The organism is Pantoea sp. 18069 (genome assembly GCF_902706035.1).
Taxonomy (GTDB): Bacteria; Pseudomonadota; Gammaproteobacteria; order Burkholderiales; family Burkholderiaceae_C; genus Comamonas.
The window spans coordinates 1-18,097 of the sequence record NZ_CACSJA010000003.1 but is presented as its reverse complement, the minus strand read 5'-3'; the positions used below and the strand labels follow the sequence as shown (position 1 = coordinate 18,097).

Below are 18,097 nucleotides of genomic sequence, written 5' to 3'. Positions count from 1 at the left end.
TTACCGACGGGAGTCCCAGTCTCATGACCCATCCCCACGCCCCGGCCCCGGCCGACGAGCATCCCGAGGACGCGACCGAAGCCGTCGTCCGCTATATCCCGGTCGTGCTGCCGCTGGTCGGTGCGGTGCTGATGTTCCTGCTGGCCTTCATCGCCGTCTACCTGGCCTGAAACCCCCTTATTGCTTCTCCAAGCCCCGGTCACGGGGCTTTTTTTTGCCCTTTTTTTGCGCACTCCCACTTCAACATGTGCATATATTGATACTTATATTGCATAGTTTTTTGGACTTTTGCCTGACACAAAAATGCGCCAGCTCCCTAGAATGGCGGCTTCCTCTCGATTTGAGCACCGGGGCAGCCGCCCGGTGGCGTTGCCTACGACCGTGAAAAAACCTGTTTTCTCAAAGGCTGCCTAGCCGCTCGCGCGGTGCTGCACTGTCTTTGAAAAAACGTTTTTTCAATTAGAAAGCTCCCGTGATGAACGCACCTGCACTGCAAGGCCTGACGCTTCAGGCCCCCTCCTATGTCAAGAATGCCCGGCTGATCTCCTGGGTCGCCGAAATGGCCGCGCTGTGCAAGCCGGCCAACATTCACTGGTGCGACGGCTCGCAGGAAGAGTACGACGCGCTGTGCCAGCAGCTGGTTGCCGCCGGCACCTTCAAGCCGCTCAACGCCGCCAAGCGTCCGGGCAGCTACCTCGCCTGGTCCGACCCGTCGGACGTGGCGCGCGTCGAAGACCGCACCTACATCTGCAGCCAGGACCAGGCCGACGCCGGCCCGACCAATAACTGGATGGCGCCCAACGAAATGCGCGCCACGCTGCAGCCGCTGTTCGACGGCTGCATGGCCGGCCGCACCATGTATGTCGTGCCGTTCTCCATGGGTCCGCTGGGCTCGCCCATCGCCCATGTCGGCGTGGAACTGTCCGACAGCGCCTATGTCGCCGTGAACATGAAGATCATGACGCGCATGGGCAAGGCCGTGTACGACGTCATCGGCACCGACGGCGACTTCGTGCCCTGCATGCACACCGTGGGCGCACCCCTGGCCGAAGGCGAGAAGGACACCACGAGCTGGCCCTGCAACAAGACCAAGTACATCGTCCACTACCCCGAAACACGCGAAATCTGGTCGTATGGTTCGGGCTACGGCGGCAATGCGCTGCTGGGCAAGAAGTGCTTCGCGCTGCGCATCGCCTCGACCATGGGCCGCGACCAGGGCTGGCTTGCCGAGCACATGCTGATCCTGGGCGTGGCCAAGCCCGACGGCACCAAGTACCACGTCGCCGCCGCCTTCCCCTCGGCCTGCGGCAAGACCAATTTCTCCATGCTCGTGCCGCCCGCCGCGTTCGACGGCTGGAAAGTCACGACCATCGGCGACGACATCGCCTGGATCAAGCCCCAGGCCGACGGCTCGCTGCGCGCGATCAACCCCGAAGCCGGCTACTTCGGCGTGGCCCCGGGCACGAACTACCACACCAACCCGAACTGCATGGCCAGCCTCGACAAGAACGTGATCTTCACGAACGTCGCGCTGACCGACGACGGCGACGTCTGGTGGGAAGGCATGGAAAAGGACACCGGCAGCCTGCCCGATCACCTGATCGACTGGCAAGGCAAGGACTGGACACCGCAGATCGCGCGTGAAACCGGCGCCAAGGCCGCCCACCCCAACGCCCGCTTCACCGTGGCCGCGACCAACAACCCCGCGCTCGATCCCGCCTGGGACGATCCGGCCGGCGTGAAGATCGACGCCTTCCTGTTCGGCGGCCGCCGCTCGACCACCGTGCCCCTCGTGACCGAAGCGCGCACCTGGACCGAAGGCGTCTACATGGCCGCAACCATGGGCTCGGAAACCACCGCCGCGGCGTTTGGCGCCCAGGGCGTGGTGCGCCGCGATCCCTTCGCCATGCTGCCGTTCATGGGCTACAACATGAGCGAATACTTCCAGCACTGGCTGGACATGGGCACCAAGCTGCAGGCCACCGGCGCGCAGCTGCCCCGCCTGTACACCACCAACTGGTTCCGCAAGGACGAAGGCGGCAAGTTCGTCTGGCCCGGCTACGGCGAGAACATGCGCGTGCTCAAGTGGATGATCGACCGCATCGAAGGCCAGGTCCAGGGCGTGGACAACATGCTCGGCGTGAGCCCGGCCTACGCGGAAATCAACTGGCAAGGCCTGGACTTCAACGCCAGCCAGTTCGACACCGTGACGCGCATCGACAAGGACGCCTGGCAAGCCGAGCTGCAACTGCACGACGCGCTGTTCACCCAGCTCGCCGACAAGCTGCCCCAGGAACTGCTGGCCACGCGTTCCCAGCTTGAGAAGCGCCTCGCAGACTGAAGCGCCGTACGCTGAGAAGCGGGCCTGCCCGCTTCCCGACCAAGCCCTGCTCCGCAGGGCTTTTTTCATTGCCGGGCCGCCCCAAGATGAAAAACACCCCCTTGGGGGGCAGCGGCTACGCGAAGCGAGCAAGCGTGGGGGCTCTTTTCATCGCCGGGCCGCCCCAAGATGAAAATACCCCCTTGGGGGGCAGCGGCTACGCGAAGCGAGCAAGCGTGGGGGCTCTTTTCATCGCCGGGCCGCCCCAAGATGAAAATGCCCCCTTGGGGGGCAGCGGCTACGCGAAGCGAGCAAGCGTGGGGGCTTTTTTCATGCCCGCAAAAAAGCCGCAGCCTTGTGGGCAGCGGCTTGATTCCTACCGGGTTCAGCAATCACAGGCGCTCAACGTCCCCATTCAGGGACATCGAGCAAGGGCCGCCCCGTAGCGATGATGTCGTCCCTCGCCGGGCGCCCCCCTCCACCGAAGGTTGAGAGGGGAAGCGACGGCCCGCTTAGGGGGTGTTATCGAGTTTCGCCGTGCATTGCACGGCTGAGATCAGCCATGATGCGTGCATCCTTGAGCGCGGCGTTCCAGGTGCGCTCGTCTTCAGCCGCCTGCTTGCGGCTTTGCACCCAGTCACGGTGGCCGGCACGGGCCGTCACGGCGGCGCGGCGCGCAATGCCCGCCAGCATGCGCAGTCCAGCCCGGACGCTGGCAGACAGCGGCAGGCGCTGCGAACCGGTGAGGTCGGCGGCGGTGGCCTGCAGGAACACGGCAGCGCGCTGCACGCGCACAACGCCGGAGTGTTCAAGGGATTGGCTGGAATTTACAAAGCTGGTCATGATGGAAACCTCGTTACAGACGCTTGTGGCGAAATTGCCGGGCAATGCAGTAATCATAGGGTTTACCCTTTGCAACTTCAAATTTATCTTTTGAATTAATATCATTCATATGAGTGATGTATTGCCGCCATGACGCCGCACAGCTTCCACCACCTCGACCTGAATCTGCTGCGGGTCTTCGACGAGGTCATGGCGGAACGCAGCCTGACGCGCGCCGCGCACAAGCTCGCCATCACCCAGCCCGCGGTGAGCAACGCCATGCGGCGCCTGCGCGAAGCGCTGGGCGACGAGTTGCTGGTACGCCACGGTCAGGGCGTACAGCCCACGCCGCGCGCGCTCGCGCTGTGGCCCGCGGTGCGCGGCGCGCTGGCCCAGTTGCAGCAGACGCTTGCGCCCAACCCGTTCGATCCGGCCACCGCCACCACCACGTTCGTGCTCGCGATGGCCGACGCCACGGCGTCGACGCTGGTGCCCGCGCTCTACTCCATCATCGAGCGCGAAGCGCCCGGCGTCTCGGTGCGCGTGCTGCCGCTGACCACGCGCGACCCGCGCCAGCTGCTGGAGGACGGCACGGCCGACATTGCCGTGGGCTACTTTCCTGCCGTGCTCGCCGACCTCACGGCGCGCGAGCAGTCGGGCGATGTCGTAGGCTTTGAAAGCCGCAGACTGTATGCAAGCGCTTACATCTGCGTGATGCGCGAAGGCCATCCCCTGGCCCATGCGCCGCTCACGCTCGACAACTACTGCGCGGCACGCCACATGCTGGTGAGCTTTTCCGGGCGCTCCTTCGGCTTCATCGACGAAGCCCTGGCCGCATTGGGCCGCAAGCGCCAGGTGGTGCTGACCGTCAACCAGTTCTTCACCGCCGGGCGCGTGGTGGTCCAATCCGACCTGCTGACCATCCTGCCGCGCCACTTCGTTCCCGTGACCGGCATGGCCGGATCGCTCGCGCTGCGCGAGTTGCCGTTCAGCGTGCCGCCGGTACATGTCGAGGCACTGTGGCCCCTCCGTGGCCCCCAGGCGAGCGCCTGCAACTGGCTGCTGCAGGCCCTGTTCCGTTCCGCACAAAACACTTTCCCGCGCGCCCCATGAAGATCCAGCTGCTTTCCGACCTGCACCTCGAAGCCCACCCCCATTTCCAGCCCGAACCCGCGGCCGGCGCCGATGTGCTGGTGCTCGCCGGCGACATCGGCTCCTACCAGGAAGGCGGGCTGCTGAAAGACCAGGACTTCGGCCTGGCCCGTTTCTCTCCATTGCCGCAATACGCGGGCTGGCCCTGCCCCGTGATCTTCGTGCCCGGCAACCATGAATACGATAACCAGGACTTCGACGTCGCCCATGCGCGCCTGCGCGCCACCTGCGACCGCCTGGGTCTGATCTGGCTCGAGCGCGAAACGGCGGCGCTGGGCGGCGTGCGCTTTGTCGGCACCACGCTGTGGACCGACTACGACGCGATCGCGCTGCAGGACGCCAAGGTGCAGTCGGGCGATCTGGGCGCGCTGCTGCGCCTGCGCGACAAGGCATTCCGCGCCGCGAACTTCTACCTGCGCAAGACCGGTGGCACGCGCCACGGCGAAGCTTTTCTCGCCGAGCCGATGCGCGAACAGGCGCTGCTGTGCCAGCAATGGCTGCAGGCTGCGCTGGCCCGGCCCTTCGACGGCGCGACCGTGGCCGTGACCCACTTCGCGCCTAGCCTGCGCAGCGCCGATCCGCGCTACGGCCTGGTGCCGGGCACGGCGGGATTTTGCAATGCGCTCGATGACTGGCTCGCCCATGCGCCGCTGTGGCTGCACGGCCATCTGCACGCGCCCAGCGACTACACCGTGCGCGGCCAGCGTGCCGATGGTGCGCCCTGGCAGTGCCGCGTCGTGGCCAACCCCCTGGGCTATGCGCGCAAGGGCGAGCAGGACTTTTTCCAGCCGCGCGCATGCATAGAACTATGATGGGAATACCGCATGCGCCCAGTCCTTGCGGTTCTCCGGCAGCGGCCTGCAAAAACATGACTTAAATCAAGGCACGCAATTTCTGCTGGGATTAATCTGGTTTCTGAACATTAGGAGGACGCCATGAAAATACTGCTTGCTGTCGACGGCAGCGAATACACCCAGAAAATGCTGAACTACCTGGCCTCGCACGCCGAGTTGCTGGCCCGTACCCATGAGTACACGGCCGTGACGGTGCAAGCCACCTTGCCTCCGCGCGCGCGCAGCGCGCTGGGCAAGGACGTGGTCGAACAGTACTACCAGGAAGAGTTCGACAAGGTGCTCACACCCGTGTGCGAATTTCTCGCCAAGCACGGTGTGAACGCCGCACGCATGGGCAAAGTCGGCCCCGCGGGCGAGTGCATCGCCAAGCTGGCCGACGAAGGCCAGTTCGACCTGCTGGTCATGGGCACCCATGGCCATGGCGCACTGGGCAAGCTGGTCATGGGCTCGGTGAGCACCCAGGTGCTGGCCCACAGCACCATTCCCGTGCTGCTGGTGCGCTGAGCGCTCCGGCCTGCGCGCAGGCCATGAAATGGAAACCGGAGACCCGTCTCCGGTTTTTTTGGCTTTCAACAGGCGAAATGCACCAGCGCGCCCCCCATGCGCGGGGCAAGCATGGACCCCATGGGACAATCTCTCCATGTCTTCTGCCATTGCCGTCATCGACTTTGAAACCACGGGCATGGCGCCCGGCCAGGGCGCGCGTGCCACGGAAGTGGCCATCGTGCTGCTGGAAGCGGGCCAGGTCGTCGACCGTTTCCAGAGCCTGATGCGCACCGGTGTCTGGATTCCCTCGTTCATCACCCAGCTCACGGGCATCAGCAACGCCATGGTGGCGACGGCCCCGGCGGCCGAAGCAGTGATGCGCGACGCCGCGCGCTTTGTCGGCGCGGCGCCCATGGTCGCGCACAACGCCGCGTTCGACCGCAAGTTCTGGGAGGCCGAACTCGCGCATGCGGGCCTGCCCGCGCCGCAGCCGTTTGCCTGCACCGTACTGCTGTCGCGGCGGCTCTACCCCGAGGCCACGAGCCACAAGCTCGGCAATATCGTCGACCACCTGGGCCTGCCGCGCGCGGGGCGCGCCCACCGGGCGCTGGCCGATGCCGAAATGGCGGCCAGCCTGCTCGCGCGCATGCAGCAGGACCTGCGCCAGCGCTGGGGCATTGCCCAGACCGGGCACGGGCTGCTGTCCGAATTGCAGCGCTGCCCCAAGGGCCAGATGGCGCGCATGCTCGCGCAGCAAGCAGCGAAATTCCCGCTGCGCAGCGCCGACCTCTTCAGCCGCGATGGCGGCCTTCTTCCCCCGGACGCAGCGGTTCATCAGGCTCAGCCCATAATAGGCCCATCCTGTCCGTGATCGCTGCCCGTGAACTCGCCCCTACCCCACTCCGCCGTGGCCCAGCCGCCGCAATTTTCCTCGCATGATTTCCGCAAGGCGCTTGGCCAGTTCGCGACCGGCGTGACCATCGTGACCGCACTCAATGCCCAGGGCCAGCCCGTGGGCGTGACGGTGAGCTCGTTCAATTCGGTATCGCTGCATCCGCCGCTGGTGCTGTGGAGCATGGCCAACAGCGCCGCTTCGCTGTCGGTCTTCATGGCCTGCTCGCACTATGCGGTGCATGTGCTCGGAGCTGGACAGAAAGCGCTGGCCGAACAGTTCGCGTCCAAGGGCATAGACCGCTGGGCAGGCGTTGTCCACCAACCCGGCCAGACCGGCATGCCCCTGCTCGATGGCGCCGTGGCGACGTTTGAATGCTTCAACCGCAGCCGCTACCAGGAAGGCGACCACGTGATCTTCGTCGGCGAAGTCGAGCATTGCAGCCACCGCAATGATGCGGCGCCGCTGATTTATCACGATGGGCGCATGAGGTAGATCCCGCTGCTGCCGAAAATGCCCTTTGCGCCAAGCTCAGTAAGAGACGACAAGACGCTTTGGCAAGGGGCGTGCACGCACTTCACACATTCTTGAGAAGGGTGTGAACGAGCGGCGCCGGGCCGCCCCAAGCCGCGAGGGCCCCCTTGGGGGGCAGCGACCCACACGCAGTGGGGGAGCGTGGGGGCCTTATTTCGCTTCAGGCAGCTCGATCTTGACTTCGAGCACTTCGAGGTTGTCCTGACGCTCGAGGTGGACCTTGATGTCGTTCGGGTGGATGGTCACGTACTTGGAGATCACCGCCATCAGCTCGCGCTGCAGCTCGGGCAGGTAATCGTGCTGGCTGCGGCCGCCACCGACGCGCTCGTGCGCGAGGATGATCTGCAGACGCTCCTTGGCGACCGAAGCCGATTTCTTTTTTTCGCCCAACAGAAAAGACAGCATCGACATGTCTTACTTCCCTCCGAAGATGCGTTTGAAGAAGCCTGGTTTCTGTGCCGAAATGAAGCGCATCGGCTTTTCTTCTCCCAGGAAACGGTCGATCACGTCCTTGTAGGCTTCGGATACATCGGTGTTCGCCATGTGCACCGCCGGAATGCCCTGGTTCGACGCCTGCAGCACGGTTTCGGACTCGGGGATCACGCCGATCAGCTCGATGCGCAGGATGTCCTGAATGTCCTCGAGCGACAGCATCTGGCCGTCTTCGACGCGGTTCGGGTTGTAGCGCGTGATCAGCAGATGTTCCTTGATCGCTTCGCCGCCGTCGATCGCGCGCTTGGTCTTGGAGCTGAGCATGCCCAGGATGCGGTCGGAGTCGCGCACCGAGGAGACTTCCGGGTTGGTCACCACCAGCGCTTCGTCGGCGAAGTGCATGGCCATCAGCGCACCGCTCTCGATGCCCGCGGGCGAATCGCAGACGATGTAGTCGAAGCCCATCTCGCCGAGGTCCTTGAGGATCTTCTCGACGCCGTCCTGGCTCAGTGCCTCCTTGTCGCGGGTCTGCGAGGCCGCGAGCACGAACAGGTTGTCGCACTGCTTGTCCTTGATCAGCGCCTGGTTCAGGTTGGCTTCACCCTGGATCACGTTGATCAGGTCATACACCACACGGCGTTCGCAGCCCATGATCAGATCGAGATTGCGCAGCCCGACGTCGAAGTCGATGACGGCGGTCTTGTGGCCCCGCAGAGCGAGGCCGGAGGCAAAGCTGGCGCTGGTGGTGGTCTTGCCTACACCACCCTTGCCGGAGGTCACGACGACGATTTTGGCCATGTTTGCACTATTCCTTAAAAGACGGGCTCGATTGCTGGGAGATAACGCTCCGACAACGCTGACATATTACAAAGGCTCGACGATGATCTTCTCACCGTCAAGCCGGACCTGGGCCGGCTTGCCGACCACCTCGGGCGGAAGCTCCGTATCGGTGGTGCGGTACATGCCGGCAATCGACAACAGTTGCGGCTCCATGCAGGTGCTGAAAATGCGCGCCGAGGTGTTGCCACGCGCACCCGCGATGGCCCGCCCGCGCAGCGGCGCATAGACATGCACATTGCCGTCGGCGATCACTTCCGCACCATAACTGACCACGGCCAGAACAACCAGATCGGTTCCCCGGGCATAGACCTGCTGGCCCGAGCGCAAGGGCTTGTCGATCACCATCGCATCGGCCATGGGCGCGGGCACTTCACGCACCACTTCGACTTCGCGTATCACTTCATGCACTTCGGCCGGCGCCGGGCGCGCGGTCTGCGCGTCTGGCGCGAGGCTCAGGCCTGCGGCCACGGCATCCCGGACCTGCGCTTCGCTGCCGCCGCGCACCGCGACGGGCTGCGTGTGGTGCGAGCGCAGCAGCGCGATCAGCGCCGGGAAATCGATGGGCTGCTCGACCTCCTTGACCTGGGCCAGATCGATGAGGACCGGGTCGTTGTCGAAGAAATCGGGGTCATCGGCCAGGCGCTGCGCGAGGTCGGCCGCGACCAGCTGGACGTCGGTGTCCTTGAGCGCGACGGCCACGACATGCAGCTGTGCGCTCTTGAGGTCAAAACTGGAGCGGGCATTGCCCGTCGAATCAGCGGCCATGGAGGGGAGTGCGAGAGGAAAGGTCGGAGACGCATCTCAAAAGATGACAAAGTGTACCCCGGGGCCATGCACCGCAGCCCGCGTGTGACCGCAGAGATACATGTCATGACATCTGCACGCCCGCGCCGTGCGCCAAGGCCTCGGCATGGCGCTGCCGGGCCAGCGCCTCGTACCAGGCCAGGCTCGCCGGGTTGGCCATGGTGTCCTTGTTGACCACCTGCGCCAGCGGCTTGCCCAGCAGCAGTTGCTTGATCGGCAGCTCCTGCTTCTTGCCGCTGAGCGTGCGCGGCACTTCGGCCACCTGGTAGATGGCGTCGGGCACGAAGCGCGGCGAGACTGCGGCGCGGATCGCGCCGTTGAGGCGCGCGCGCAGCCCCGCGTCGAGCTCCACGCCGGGGCGCAGCACCACGAACAGCGGCATATAGCTTTCGCGCCCCAGGTGTTCGAGGTCGACCACCAGACTGTCGAGCACTTCGGGCAGGGCTTCGACGGCGCGGTAGATTTCGCTCGTGCCCATGCGCAGGCCGTGGCGGTTGATGGTCGCGTCGCTGCGGCCGTAGATCACGCAGCCGCCATCCGGCGTGATGCGTATCCAGTCGCCATGGCGCCAGACCGCGCCGGCCTCGGGCGCGGCGTCGCCGCCGCCCGGCCGGCGACCCTGGCCCGCTGCGAAATGCTCGAAGTAGCTGGAACGGTAGCGCCTGCCGCCCTCGTCGCCCCAGAAATACAGCGGCATCGACGGGATCGGCTGGCTGCAGACCAGCTCGCCCACTTCGTCGATGACCGAGCGGCCCTGGTCGTCCCAGGCCTCGACGGCCGCGCCGAGCTGGCGGCACTGCATCACGCCCGGCACCTGCGGCAGCTCGCGGTGGCCGCCGAGAAACGCGCCGCAGAAATCGGTGCCGCCCGAAATGTTGTTCCACCAGATGTCCTCATCGGCCGACAGGCCCGGGCGCCCTTGTTCTTGCGCCTGGGCGCGCAGCGCGCGGAACTGCTCCGTGCCCCATTGCTGCACATCGGCCGACAGCGGCGAGCCGGTCGAGCCCAGGCTGCGCACGCGCGACAGATCGCCGCACTCCGAAAGATCCACCCCGGCCTTCATGCAGTTCGCATAGAACGCCGCGCCCGAGCCGAAGCAGGTCACGCCGGTCTCGGCCGCGAAGCGCCACAGCACGCCCCAGTCGGGCTGCTCCTTGCTGCCACCGGGGCTGCCGTCGAAGATCACGCAGGTCGTGCCGCCGAGCAGGCCCGAAACCTGGGCGTTCCACATCACCCAGCCCGTGGAGCTGTACCAGTGAAAGCGCTCGCCCCAGCTGTTCGGCTCCCAGCTGCAGCCGACGTCGTTGTGCAGGCCCTTGAGCTGCAGCGCCACCAGCACCATGCCGCCGTGGCCATGGACGATGGGCTTGGGCAGGCCCGTGGTGCCGCTCGAGTAGACGATCCACAGCGGATGGTCGAACGGCAGCCACAGCGGCTCGAATGCTGCAGTCGCGGCATCGTCGCGCGCCGTGATACGACCCCAGTGGGCGCAGTCGGCACGGTCCAGCGACAGATCGAGGTTGTTGACCAGCACCACCTGCTGCAGGCTGGGCAGCTGCGCGCGCAGTTCGGCCAGCACCGGCTGGCGGTCGATGTCGCGGCCCGCATAGTGCACGCCGTCCACCGCGATCAGCACCTTGGGTTCGATCTGGCGAAAGCGGTCGAGCACCGCCTGCGTGCCCATGTCGGGCGCGCAGATGCTCCAGACCGCGCCTATGCTCGCGCAGGCCAGCAGCGCCACCATGGCTTCGGGAATGTTCGGCAGATAGGCCGCGACCCGGTCGCCGGGCGCCACGCCCCGGGCCTGCAGGTGCAGCGCCAGCGCCGCGACCTGGCGGCGCAGTTCGGGCCAGCTCAACTCGCGGTGCAGGCCCTGCTCGTTGCAGCTGACCACGGCCGGCATGCCCGCGGCCTGCGCCGCCGCGGTGTGGCGCAGCACCTGCTGCGCGTAATTGACCTGGGCGCCCGGAAACCACTGCGCGCCGGGCATTACATTGCGCGCCAGCACGGCCGTGTGCGGCGTGGGCGACTGCAGGTCGCAGTAGTCCCAGATGCTTTGCCAGAATGCATTGAGCTCGGTGACCGACCAGCGCCACAGCGCGTCGTAGTCGGCAAACACCAGTCCATGGCGCTGCGCGAGCCAGTCCTGGTAAAGGCGAATCTGGGGGATATAGGCAGGAAGTGTGGACATAGTCCCCTGACGTTAAGAGTGGCTGACACCACCCTTGCTGCGTCGTTGCATTGCCTTGCCGTGCTATTCGCACTGTCTGCGGCAACGCGCCTAGCATCAACCGCAAATCTGCGATTCGCTGGGTGGTGTCAGCCACTCTAAGTCGGGCTGCGCGCAGGTGTTTGCGGGTTAGCCCGCAGACTGCCGCCTGGGCGACACCGGCGCCGGCGTCATGCGCCTACAACGGTTGGCGATTCTGTCCCCCATCCACCCCGGAATGTCTCTAACATCGCGCCAGTTTTCACAGGAGAGAAGCGATGGGAATTTTCCAATGGACCGAAAAGTCCTCCGATGTGCTGCATTCCGGGGGCGTGATCGGCCCCGATGAGCGCCTGCCCTGGCCGCAAACCGGGCTGATGGGTATCCAGCACGTGATTGCGATGTTCGGCTCGACCGTGCTCGCGCCCATCCTCATGGGCTTCGACCCCAACCTCGCGGTGCTGATGAGCGGCATAGGCACGCTGATCTTCTTCCTGATCACCGGCGGCAAGGTGCCCAGCTACCTGGGCTCGTCGTTTGCGTTCATCGGCGTGGTGATCGCCGCCACGGGCTACGCGGGCCAGGGCGCGAACGCCAACATCGGCGTGGCGCTGGGCGGCATCATTGCCTGCGGCGCGGTCTACACGCTGATCGGCGTGATCGTGCAGTGGCTGGGCACGGGCTGGATAGAGCGCTTCATGCCGCCCGTGGTCACGGGTGCGGTGGTCGCGGTCATAGGCCTGAATCTCGCGGCCATTCCGGTCAAGAACATGGCGGCAAGCAACTTCGACAGCTGGATGCAGGCGCTGACCTTCGTCAGCGTCGGCCTGGTCGCGGTGCTCACGCGCGGCATGGTCCAGCGCCTGCTGATCCTCGTCGGCCTGATCATCTCCAGCCTGTTCTACGCGCTGCTGACCAATGTCGCCGGCCTGGGCAAGCCGCTGGACCTGTCGGGCGTGCTCAGCGCCGCCTGGATCGGCCTGCCGCAACTGCATGCGCCGGTGTTCAGCGCGCCGGCCATGCTGCTGATCGTTCCCGTGGTCATCATCCTGGTCGCAGAGAACCTGGGCCACATCAAGGCCGTCACGGCAATGACCGGCAAGAACATCGACCAGTACATGGGCCGGGCCTTCATCGGTGACGGCGTCGCGACCATGGTCAGCGGCGCGGGCGGCGGCACGGGCGTGACCACCTATGCCGAGAACATCGGCGTGATGGCGGCCACGCGCATCTACTCGACGGCGGTGTTCCTGTGCGCGGCCGTGCTGGCCGTGCTGCTGGGCTTCAGCCCCAAGTTCGGCGCGCTGATCCAGGCGATTCCGCTGCCGGTGATGGGCGGCGTGTCCATCGTCGTCTTCGGCCTGATTGCGGTCGCCGGCGCCAACATCTGGGTGCGCAACAAGGTCGACTTCTCGCAGAACAAGAACCTGATCGTCGCCGCGATCACGCTGATCCTGGGCACGGGCGACTTCACGCTCAAGTTCGGCGATTTCGCGCTCGGCGGCATCGGAACCGCAACGTTCGGCGCGATCATTCTCTACGCGCTGCTGGACCGCAAGCCCCGCTGAGCCACAGGCAGGGCCTGTGGCCCGTCTTTCCCAAGGGGCCTGCAAGGCCCCTTTTTTGTCTTCCGGCAGCGCCCCGCAGTGAGCATGACGGGAAACCGGATACCTCGGGTAAACCATGGATGCGAGGTCCATCACTGCTAATATCCGCCCCGCAAGCCACCGCGCCCGAATTCTGGCGACAGGCGGTGGCGCTTTTTTGCGGAGTTTGTTGATGTCCTTGATTGACCGCGTACGGTATAGCGATTTCCACCCCCTGATCATGAGCGCCGAAGCGGCGGCCGAACTGGTGCCCGCGGGCGCCAATGTCGGCATGAGCGGGTTCACCGGCGCGGGGTATCCCAAGCTTCTTCCCCAGGCCCTGGCCGCGCGCGCGCGCGCCGAGCACGCTGCGGGCCGACCGTTCAAGATCAGCGTCTGGACCGGCGCGTCCACGGCCCCCGAAATGGACGGCACGCTGGCCGCGGCCGACGCCTACGAAAAACGCCTGCCTTTCCAGACCGACCCGATCTGCCGCGCGAAGATCAATGCCGGCGAAATTCACTTCGTCGACATGCATCTTTCGCACGTCGCCCAGCACGCCTGGTTCGGCTTTCTCGGCGAGATGAAGGTGGCGGTGATCGAGGTGCTGGGCGTGCTGCCCGACGGCCGCCTGATCCCGTCCACGGCCGTGGGCAACAACAAGACCTGGCTGGAGATCGCCGACAAGGTGATCCTCGAAGTCAACACCAAGCCCCCGCAGGCCATCGAGGGCATGCACGACATCTACTACGGCACGGCCATCCCGCCGCGGCGCACGCCCATCCACATGACGCATGCCGCCGAGCGCATCGGCGAGGCCTACCTGCGCGTCGATCCGGCCAAGGTCATCGCCGTGGTCGAAACCCACCAGAGCGACCGCAACTCGGGCTTTGCCCAGCCCGACGCCGTGTCCAGCCAGATCGCGGGCCACATCATCGACTTCCTGTCGCATGAGATGAAGCAAGGCCGCCTGCCCAAGGAAATGCTGCCCATCCAGTCGGGCGTGGGCAACGTGGCCAACGCCGTGCTCGCCGGCCTGCTGACCGGGCCGTTCGAGAACCTGCTGGGCTTCACCGAAGTGCTGCAGGACGGCATGCTCGACCTGCTGCGCGCGGGCAAGATGCGCCAGGCTTCGGCGACCTCGATTTCGCTGAGCAACAGCGCCTATGAAGACTTCGAGCGCAACATCGATTTCTACCGCGAACGCATCATCCTGCGTCCGCAGGAGATCAGCAACCACCCCGAGCTGGTGCGCCGCCTGGGCATCATCGCGATGAACTCGATGATCGAAGCCGACATCTACGGCAACATCAACTCGACCCACATCATGGGCTCGGGAATGATGAACGGCATCGGCGGCTCGGGCGACTTCGCGCGCAACGGCTACCTGTCGTTCTTCGTCACACCGTCCGTCGCCAAGGACGGCAAGATCAGCTGCATCGTGCCGATGTGCTCGCATGTCGACCACACCGAGCACGACACCCAGATCATCGTCACCGAGCAGGGCCTGGCCGACCTGCGCGGCCTGTCGCCGCGCGAGCGCGCCCAGGTCATCATCGACAAGTGCGCCCACCCCGACTTCCGTCCCATGCTGCAGGACTACTTCGACCGCGCGCGCCTCAAGGGCGCGCAGCACACGCCGCACATCCTGCGCGAAGCGCTGAGCTGGCACGAGCGCTTCCTCGACACCGGAACCATGCACGTCTGACCCGACTGCATCGTCCCCACCACCAGCCCGGCCGCCGCCGGGCTTTTTTGTGCGCTGTCGCATCGGTTGTGCAGCCCGCGCCGGCTGCGGGCATGATGCAGGCATTGCTCCCACTGCTATGAGTTGCCTTATGTCGATCTGGAAAAAGCCCGCTTCCGTGCACGCCCTGAACCAGCACAGCGCCAACACGGCCGTCAGCCATCTGGGCATAGAAATCACCGAAATCGGCGACGACTACCTCGTCGGCCGCGTGCCCGTGGACGCGCGCACGGTCCAGCCCTTCGGCCTGCTGCACGGCGGCGTCAGCGTGGTGCTGGCCGAAACCCTGGGCTCGCTGGGCGCCTTCTACGCCAGCCCCGAAGGCCATACCGCGGTCGGCCTGGACATCAACGCCAACCACCTGCGCGCCGCGCGCAGCGGCTGGGTCACGGCCACCGCCAAGCCGGTGCACATAGGCCGCACGACCCATGTGTGGCAGATCGACATGGTCAACGACAAAGGCCAGCCGACCTGCACATCGCGCATCACCATGGCGATCCTGGCACCGCGCTGAGCCGTATCAGGAGGCGTCACCCGCCTGCGCGGCCAGGCGCTCGCTTTTCCAATACACGTCGTCGCCGCCGTCCACGCGATTGAGCACGCGCGCCAGCACGAACAGCAGGTCCGACAGGCGGTTGAGGTACTGGCGCGGCGCGGGCCGCATGGCTTCGCTTTGCTCCAGCGCCACGACCATGCGCTCGGCGCGGCGCGCGACCGTGCGGCAGACATGGGCCTGTGCCGCGGCGCGCGTGCCCGCGGGCAGGATGAACTCCTGCAGGCGCGGCAACTGCGCGTTGTAGTGCGCCAGCGCATTGTCGAGCTGCAGCAGCCCTTCGTCCTTGAGCAGCTCGAAGCCCGGAATCGACAGCTCGCCGCCCAGGTTGAACAGCTGGTGCTGGACATCGACCAGCAGCTCGCGCACGTCCTGCGGCAGCGGCTCGCACAGCAGCAGGCCGATGTGGGAATTGAGTTCGTCCACATCGCCCATTGCATGCGGGCGGCCGCTGTTCTTCGAGACCCGGGTGTTGTCCCCAAGGCCGGTGGTCCCGTCGTCACCCGTACGGGTGGCGATCTGTGTCAAACGGTTGCCCATGGTGGTTCCTGCGAGGAAAAACGCCCATTCTCGGTTACAGCGCGCAGGAAAGTGTAGACCCAGGCAACAACAAGCAAAAATGCTAGCAAAGCAGCCCGATGTGCAGTGGAATGCAATCGTGTTTCATTGTTCCGGAGTTTTGTCCATGAAGGCCAGCCATCCCCGCACCATCGGCGCTTTCGAAGTGCGCAGCATGGTCCTGTTTGCCAGCCTGGTGTTCGGCGGCGCGGCGAGTGCGCAGACCGCGCCCCAGCCCACCGCGCGCAGCGCCGCGGCACCGGCCTCGCCCGCACCGCAGGCACCGCCCCGGCAAACCGCCGAACAGGCGGCTTTCGAGCGCGCCGACAGCAACCATGACGGCCAGCTCAGCGCGGCCGAAGCCCAGGCCCTGCCCGTGATCGCCAGCCGCCTGCGCGAACTCGATACCGACGGCAACGGCAGCCTGTCGTTCGAAGAGTTCCAGCGGGGCGCGCGCCAGTAGTCTCGCGCGCTGCTGCGGCATGCGCCGCACCACGAATCCGCGCCGTTCACGGGTGGTATTCTTTTGGATAGCTTGAAGAGGTCCATCCATGAATTCACCCGTCGCTGCCCAGCACCTGTTGCCCGCCATCGCGCCACGCCCGGTGCCCGCTGCCTTTCTTGACGCCCTGGTCGCCCGTTTCGGTGCGCAGTGCTCGCAATCCCTGGCCGTGCGCGAGCAGCATGGCCGCGATGAAGGCGCGCTGCAGGCGCCGCCGCCCAGCGCCGTGGTCTTCGCCGAAAGCACCCAGGACGTGGTCGACGCAGTGAAGCTGGCCAGCAGCTACGAAGTTCCCATCATTGCCTACGGCTCGGGCTCGTCGCTCGAAGGCCACCTGCTGGCCGTCCAGGGCGGCATCAGCCTCGACGTCAGCCGCATGAACCGCGTGCTCAGTGTCAACGCGGAAGACCTCACGGTGACCGTGCAGCCCGGCCTGTCGCGCAAGCAGCTCAACGAAGCGATTCGCGACACCGGCCTGTTCTTCCCCATCGATCCGGGCGCCGACGCCAGCATCGGCGGCATGACCGCGACGCGCGCCAGCGGCACCAACGCCGTGCGCTACGGCACCATGCGCGAGAACGTGCTCGCGCTCGAAGTCGTCACGGCCAGCGGCGAAGTGATCCACACCGGCACGCGCGCCAAGAAAAGCAGCGCGGGCTACGACCTCACGCGGCTGATGGTCGGCAGCGAAGGCACGCTGGGCATCGTCACCGAAGTCACGGTGCGCCTGTTCCCGCTGCCCGAAGCCGTCTCGGCCGCAGTCTGCTCCTTCCCCAGCATTGAAGCCGCGGTGCGCACCGTGATCCAGACCATACAGCTGGGCGTGCCGATCGCGCGCGTCGAGCTGATCGACGCGAACTCGGTGCGCATGGTCAACGCCTACAGCAAGACCACGCTGCGCGAAGAACCGATGCTGCTGATGGAATTCCACGGCTCGCCCGCAGGCGTCAAGGAGCAGGCCGAGACCGTGCAGGACATCGCCAGCGAGTTCGGCGGCCAGGCCTTCGAATGGGCCAGCACGCCCGAGGACCGCACGCGCCTGTGGACCGCGCGCCACAACGCCTATTTCGCGGCCGTGAGCTCCCATCCGGGCTGCCGCGCGATCAGCACCGACACCTGCGTGCCCATCAGCCGCCTGGCCGACTGCCTGCTCGACTCGATCACCGAAGCCGATGCCAGCGGCCTGCCCTACTTCCTCGTGGGCCACGTGGGCGACGGCAACTTCCACTTCGGCTACCTGCTCGACCCGAACGTGCCCGCGCAGCTCGAAACCGCCGAAGCCCTGAACCACCAACTGGTCGCGCGCGCGCTGCGCCTGGGCGGCACCTGCACCGGCGAGCACGGCGTGGGCATCCACAAGATGGGCTTCCTGGTCGACGAAACCGGCGCCGGCGCGGTCGACATGATGCGCGCCATCAAGCGCGCGCTGGATCCAAAGAACATCCTCAATCCGGGGAAGATCTTCACGCTGTAAAGCTGGCTTTGGGGTGGCAACCTTTGGCACGGCCAAAGCCCTGTCCCCCCCAAAGAAGCTATCCCGATTCCGGCTCCCCGGGGGCCCGCGCCCCGCCCTTCTGGCTGCGCCTGCCGCGCGCAGGGCCCGGGCTGGCGGGTGTGCCGAAGGACACACCCGCTTCGTCAACTGACTCGCCGCAGTTGTTCGAGCGCAGCGCCGCAGGCGCGTAGCGAGATGGTATGGACACCTCCCTCTTCTGCGCCGGCACTCGCAGAGTAGGGTCTCGCATCTGACGGCATCAAGTGCCAAAGTGGAGTTTTGAGCAACCACTTGCGAAGGAGGCCCCGAAA

The 18,097-nt window shown here is 65.9% G+C and carries 18 protein-coding genes; 12 read left to right on the top strand and 6 right to left on the bottom strand.

The annotated features are described in order from the left end of the window. The first annotated feature begins 23 nt into the window (after positions 1 to 23). The gene (locus GVL12_RS26220; RefSeq protein WP_200843486.1) at positions 24 to 170 is read left to right on the top strand and encodes a hypothetical protein; all 147 of its coding nucleotides are present in this window, start codon (positions 24 to 26) and stop codon (positions 168 to 170) included. A gap of 305 nt (positions 171 to 475) precedes the next feature. Beyond that, complete coding sequence (locus GVL12_RS03980) at positions 476 to 2,341, top strand: phosphoenolpyruvate carboxykinase (GTP) (protein ID WP_159911365.1); 1,866 nt, start codon at positions 476 to 478, stop codon at positions 2,339 to 2,341. 501 nt (positions 2,342 to 2,842) lie between these two features. On the opposite strand, the gene GVL12_RS03975 is transcribed toward GVL12_RS03980, so the two are convergent. Further along, positions 2,843 to 3,268 carry a hypothetical protein gene (locus GVL12_RS03975; protein WP_200843485.1) on the bottom strand — a complete coding sequence of 142 codons (426 nt, stop codon included), beginning with the start codon at positions 3,266 to 3,268 and terminating at the stop codon, positions 2,843 to 2,845. Between the two features lie 24 nt (positions 3,269 to 3,292). Here GVL12_RS03975 and GVL12_RS03970 point away from each other — a divergent pair, with 24 nt between their 5' ends. The 5 genes from GVL12_RS03970 to GVL12_RS03950 all read left to right on the top strand — a co-directional run bounded on the left by GVL12_RS03970 (position 3,293) and on the right by GVL12_RS03950 (position 7,021). After that, the gene (locus GVL12_RS03970) at positions 3,293 to 4,255 is read left to right on the top strand and encodes a LysR family transcriptional regulator (RefSeq protein WP_159911364.1); all 963 of its coding nucleotides are present in this window, start codon (positions 3,293 to 3,295) and stop codon (positions 4,253 to 4,255) included. Further along, on the top strand, positions 4,252 to 5,106 hold the full coding sequence (locus GVL12_RS03965) for a metallophosphoesterase (protein ID WP_159911363.1): 855 nt from the start codon (positions 4,252 to 4,254) through the stop codon (positions 5,104 to 5,106). The genes GVL12_RS03970 and GVL12_RS03965 overlap by 4 nt, the downstream gene beginning before the upstream one ends. Before the next feature lie 123 nt (positions 5,107 to 5,229). Further along, complete coding sequence (locus tag GVL12_RS03960) at positions 5,230 to 5,652, top strand: universal stress protein (RefSeq protein WP_159911362.1); 423 nt, start codon at positions 5,230 to 5,232, stop codon at positions 5,650 to 5,652. Between the two features lie 136 nt (positions 5,653 to 5,788). Next, positions 5,789 to 6,505, top strand: coding sequence for a PolC-type DNA polymerase III (locus GVL12_RS03955; RefSeq protein ID WP_159911361.1), 717 nt, complete (start codon positions 5,789 to 5,791; stop codon positions 6,503 to 6,505). Positions 6,506 to 6,514: 9 nt separating this feature from the next. Next, complete coding sequence (locus tag GVL12_RS03950) at positions 6,515 to 7,021, top strand: flavin reductase family protein (RefSeq protein WP_159911360.1); 507 nt, start codon at positions 6,515 to 6,517, stop codon at positions 7,019 to 7,021. A 189-nt stretch (positions 7,022 to 7,210) separates the two neighbouring features. On the opposite strand, the gene minE is transcribed toward GVL12_RS03950, so the two are convergent. The 4 genes from minE to GVL12_RS03930 form a co-directional block, all read right to left on the bottom strand. Beyond that, a complete protein-coding gene (minE, locus tag GVL12_RS03945; RefSeq protein ID WP_159911359.1) occupies positions 7,211 to 7,471 on the bottom strand; it encodes a cell division topological specificity factor MinE in 261 nt (86 codons plus the stop codon). A 3-nt stretch (positions 7,472 to 7,474) separates the two neighbouring features. After that, entirely contained in the window at positions 7,475 to 8,290 is an 816-nt protein-coding gene (gene minD / locus GVL12_RS03940; RefSeq protein WP_159911358.1) for a septum site-determining protein MinD, read from the bottom strand. Between the two features lie 66 nt (positions 8,291 to 8,356). Beyond that, positions 8,357 to 9,097 (bottom strand): septum site-determining protein MinC, encoded by a 741-nt coding sequence (gene minC, locus GVL12_RS03935; protein WP_159911357.1) that lies wholly within the window; start codon positions 9,095 to 9,097, stop codon positions 8,357 to 8,359. Positions 9,098 to 9,200: 103 nt separating this feature from the next. Further along, positions 9,201 to 11,327 carry an acetoacetate--CoA ligase gene (locus GVL12_RS03930; RefSeq protein ID WP_159911356.1) on the bottom strand — a complete coding sequence of 709 codons (2,127 nt, stop codon included), beginning with the start codon at positions 11,325 to 11,327 and terminating at the stop codon, positions 9,201 to 9,203. Positions 11,328 to 11,623: 296 nt separating this feature from the next. Here GVL12_RS03930 and GVL12_RS03925 point away from each other — a divergent pair, with 296 nt between their 5' ends. The 3 genes from GVL12_RS03925 (at position 11,624) to GVL12_RS03915 (ending at position 15,192) form a co-directional block, all read left to right on the top strand. Beyond that, complete coding sequence (locus tag GVL12_RS03925; protein WP_159911355.1) at positions 11,624 to 12,913, top strand: solute carrier family 23 protein; 1,290 nt, start codon at positions 11,624 to 11,626, stop codon at positions 12,911 to 12,913. 211 nt (positions 12,914 to 13,124) lie between these two features. Further along, positions 13,125 to 14,639: an acetyl-CoA hydrolase/transferase family protein gene (locus tag GVL12_RS03920; RefSeq protein WP_159911354.1), complete on the top strand. Its 1,515-nt coding sequence runs from the start codon at positions 13,125 to 13,127 to the stop codon at positions 14,637 to 14,639. A 130-nt stretch (positions 14,640 to 14,769) separates the two neighbouring features. Beyond that, positions 14,770 to 15,192, top strand: coding sequence for a hotdog fold thioesterase (locus GVL12_RS03915; RefSeq protein ID WP_159911353.1), 423 nt, complete (start codon positions 14,770 to 14,772; stop codon positions 15,190 to 15,192). 6 nt (positions 15,193 to 15,198) lie between these two features. Here the strand turns inward: GVL12_RS03915 and GVL12_RS03910 are convergent, their stop codons facing one another. Then, positions 15,199 to 15,771, bottom strand: a complete 573-nt coding sequence (locus GVL12_RS03910) for a cob(I)yrinic acid a,c-diamide adenosyltransferase (RefSeq protein WP_159911352.1) — start codon at positions 15,769 to 15,771, stop codon at positions 15,199 to 15,201. A gap of 145 nt (positions 15,772 to 15,916) precedes the next feature. Between GVL12_RS03910 and GVL12_RS03905 the strand changes: the two genes are divergently transcribed. Beyond that, on the top strand, positions 15,917 to 16,252 hold the full coding sequence (locus GVL12_RS03905) for an EF-hand domain-containing protein (protein ID WP_159911351.1): 336 nt from the start codon (positions 15,917 to 15,919) through the stop codon (positions 16,250 to 16,252). An 88-nt stretch (positions 16,253 to 16,340) separates the two neighbouring features. Then, complete coding sequence (locus GVL12_RS03900; RefSeq protein ID WP_159911350.1) at positions 16,341 to 17,765, top strand: FAD-binding oxidoreductase; 1,425 nt, start codon at positions 16,341 to 16,343, stop codon at positions 17,763 to 17,765. Positions 17,766 to 18,097 lie beyond the last annotated feature (332 nt).

Excerpts from the sequence above, each read along its gene's own strand:
- GVL12_RS26220 (WP_200843486.1), top strand. The coding sequence starts at position 24 with ATGACCCATCCCCACGCCCCGGCCCCGGCCGACGAGCATCCCGAGGAC.
- GVL12_RS03980 (WP_159911365.1), top strand. The coding sequence starts at position 476 with ATGAACGCACCTGCACTGCAAGGCCTGACGCTTCAGGCCCCCTCCTAT.
- GVL12_RS03975 (WP_200843485.1), bottom strand. The coding sequence starts at position 3,268 with ATGATATTAATTCAAAAGATAAATTTGAAGTTGCAAAGGGTAAACCCT.
- GVL12_RS03970 (WP_159911364.1), top strand. The coding sequence starts at position 3,293 with ATGACGCCGCACAGCTTCCACCACCTCGACCTGAATCTGCTGCGGGTC.
- GVL12_RS03965 (WP_159911363.1), top strand. The coding sequence starts at position 4,252 with ATGAAGATCCAGCTGCTTTCCGACCTGCACCTCGAAGCCCACCCCCAT.
- GVL12_RS03960 (WP_159911362.1), top strand. The coding sequence starts at position 5,230 with ATGAAAATACTGCTTGCTGTCGACGGCAGCGAATACACCCAGAAAATG.
- GVL12_RS03955 (WP_159911361.1), top strand. The coding sequence starts at position 5,789 with ATGTCTTCTGCCATTGCCGTCATCGACTTTGAAACCACGGGCATGGCG.
- minE (WP_159911359.1), bottom strand. The coding sequence starts at position 7,471 with ATGTCGATGCTGTCTTTTCTGTTGGGCGAAAAAAAGAAATCGGCTTCG.
- minD (WP_159911358.1), bottom strand. The coding sequence starts at position 8,290 with ATGGCCAAAATCGTCGTCGTGACCTCCGGCAAGGGTGGTGTAGGCAAG.
- minC (WP_159911357.1), bottom strand. The coding sequence starts at position 9,097 with ATGGCCGCTGATTCGACGGGCAATGCCCGCTCCAGTTTTGACCTCAAG.
- GVL12_RS03930 (WP_159911356.1), bottom strand. The coding sequence starts at position 11,327 with ATGTCCACACTTCCTGCCTATATCCCCCAGATTCGCCTTTACCAGGAC.
- GVL12_RS03925 (WP_159911355.1), top strand. The coding sequence starts at position 11,624 with ATGGGAATTTTCCAATGGACCGAAAAGTCCTCCGATGTGCTGCATTCC.
- GVL12_RS03920 (WP_159911354.1), top strand. The coding sequence starts at position 13,125 with ATGTCCTTGATTGACCGCGTACGGTATAGCGATTTCCACCCCCTGATC.
- GVL12_RS03915 (WP_159911353.1), top strand. The coding sequence starts at position 14,770 with ATGTCGATCTGGAAAAAGCCCGCTTCCGTGCACGCCCTGAACCAGCAC.
- GVL12_RS03910 (WP_159911352.1), bottom strand. The coding sequence starts at position 15,771 with ATGGGCAACCGTTTGACACAGATCGCCACCCGTACGGGTGACGACGGG.
- GVL12_RS03905 (WP_159911351.1), top strand. The coding sequence starts at position 15,917 with ATGAAGGCCAGCCATCCCCGCACCATCGGCGCTTTCGAAGTGCGCAGC.
- GVL12_RS03900 (WP_159911350.1), top strand. The coding sequence starts at position 16,341 with ATGAATTCACCCGTCGCTGCCCAGCACCTGTTGCCCGCCATCGCGCCA.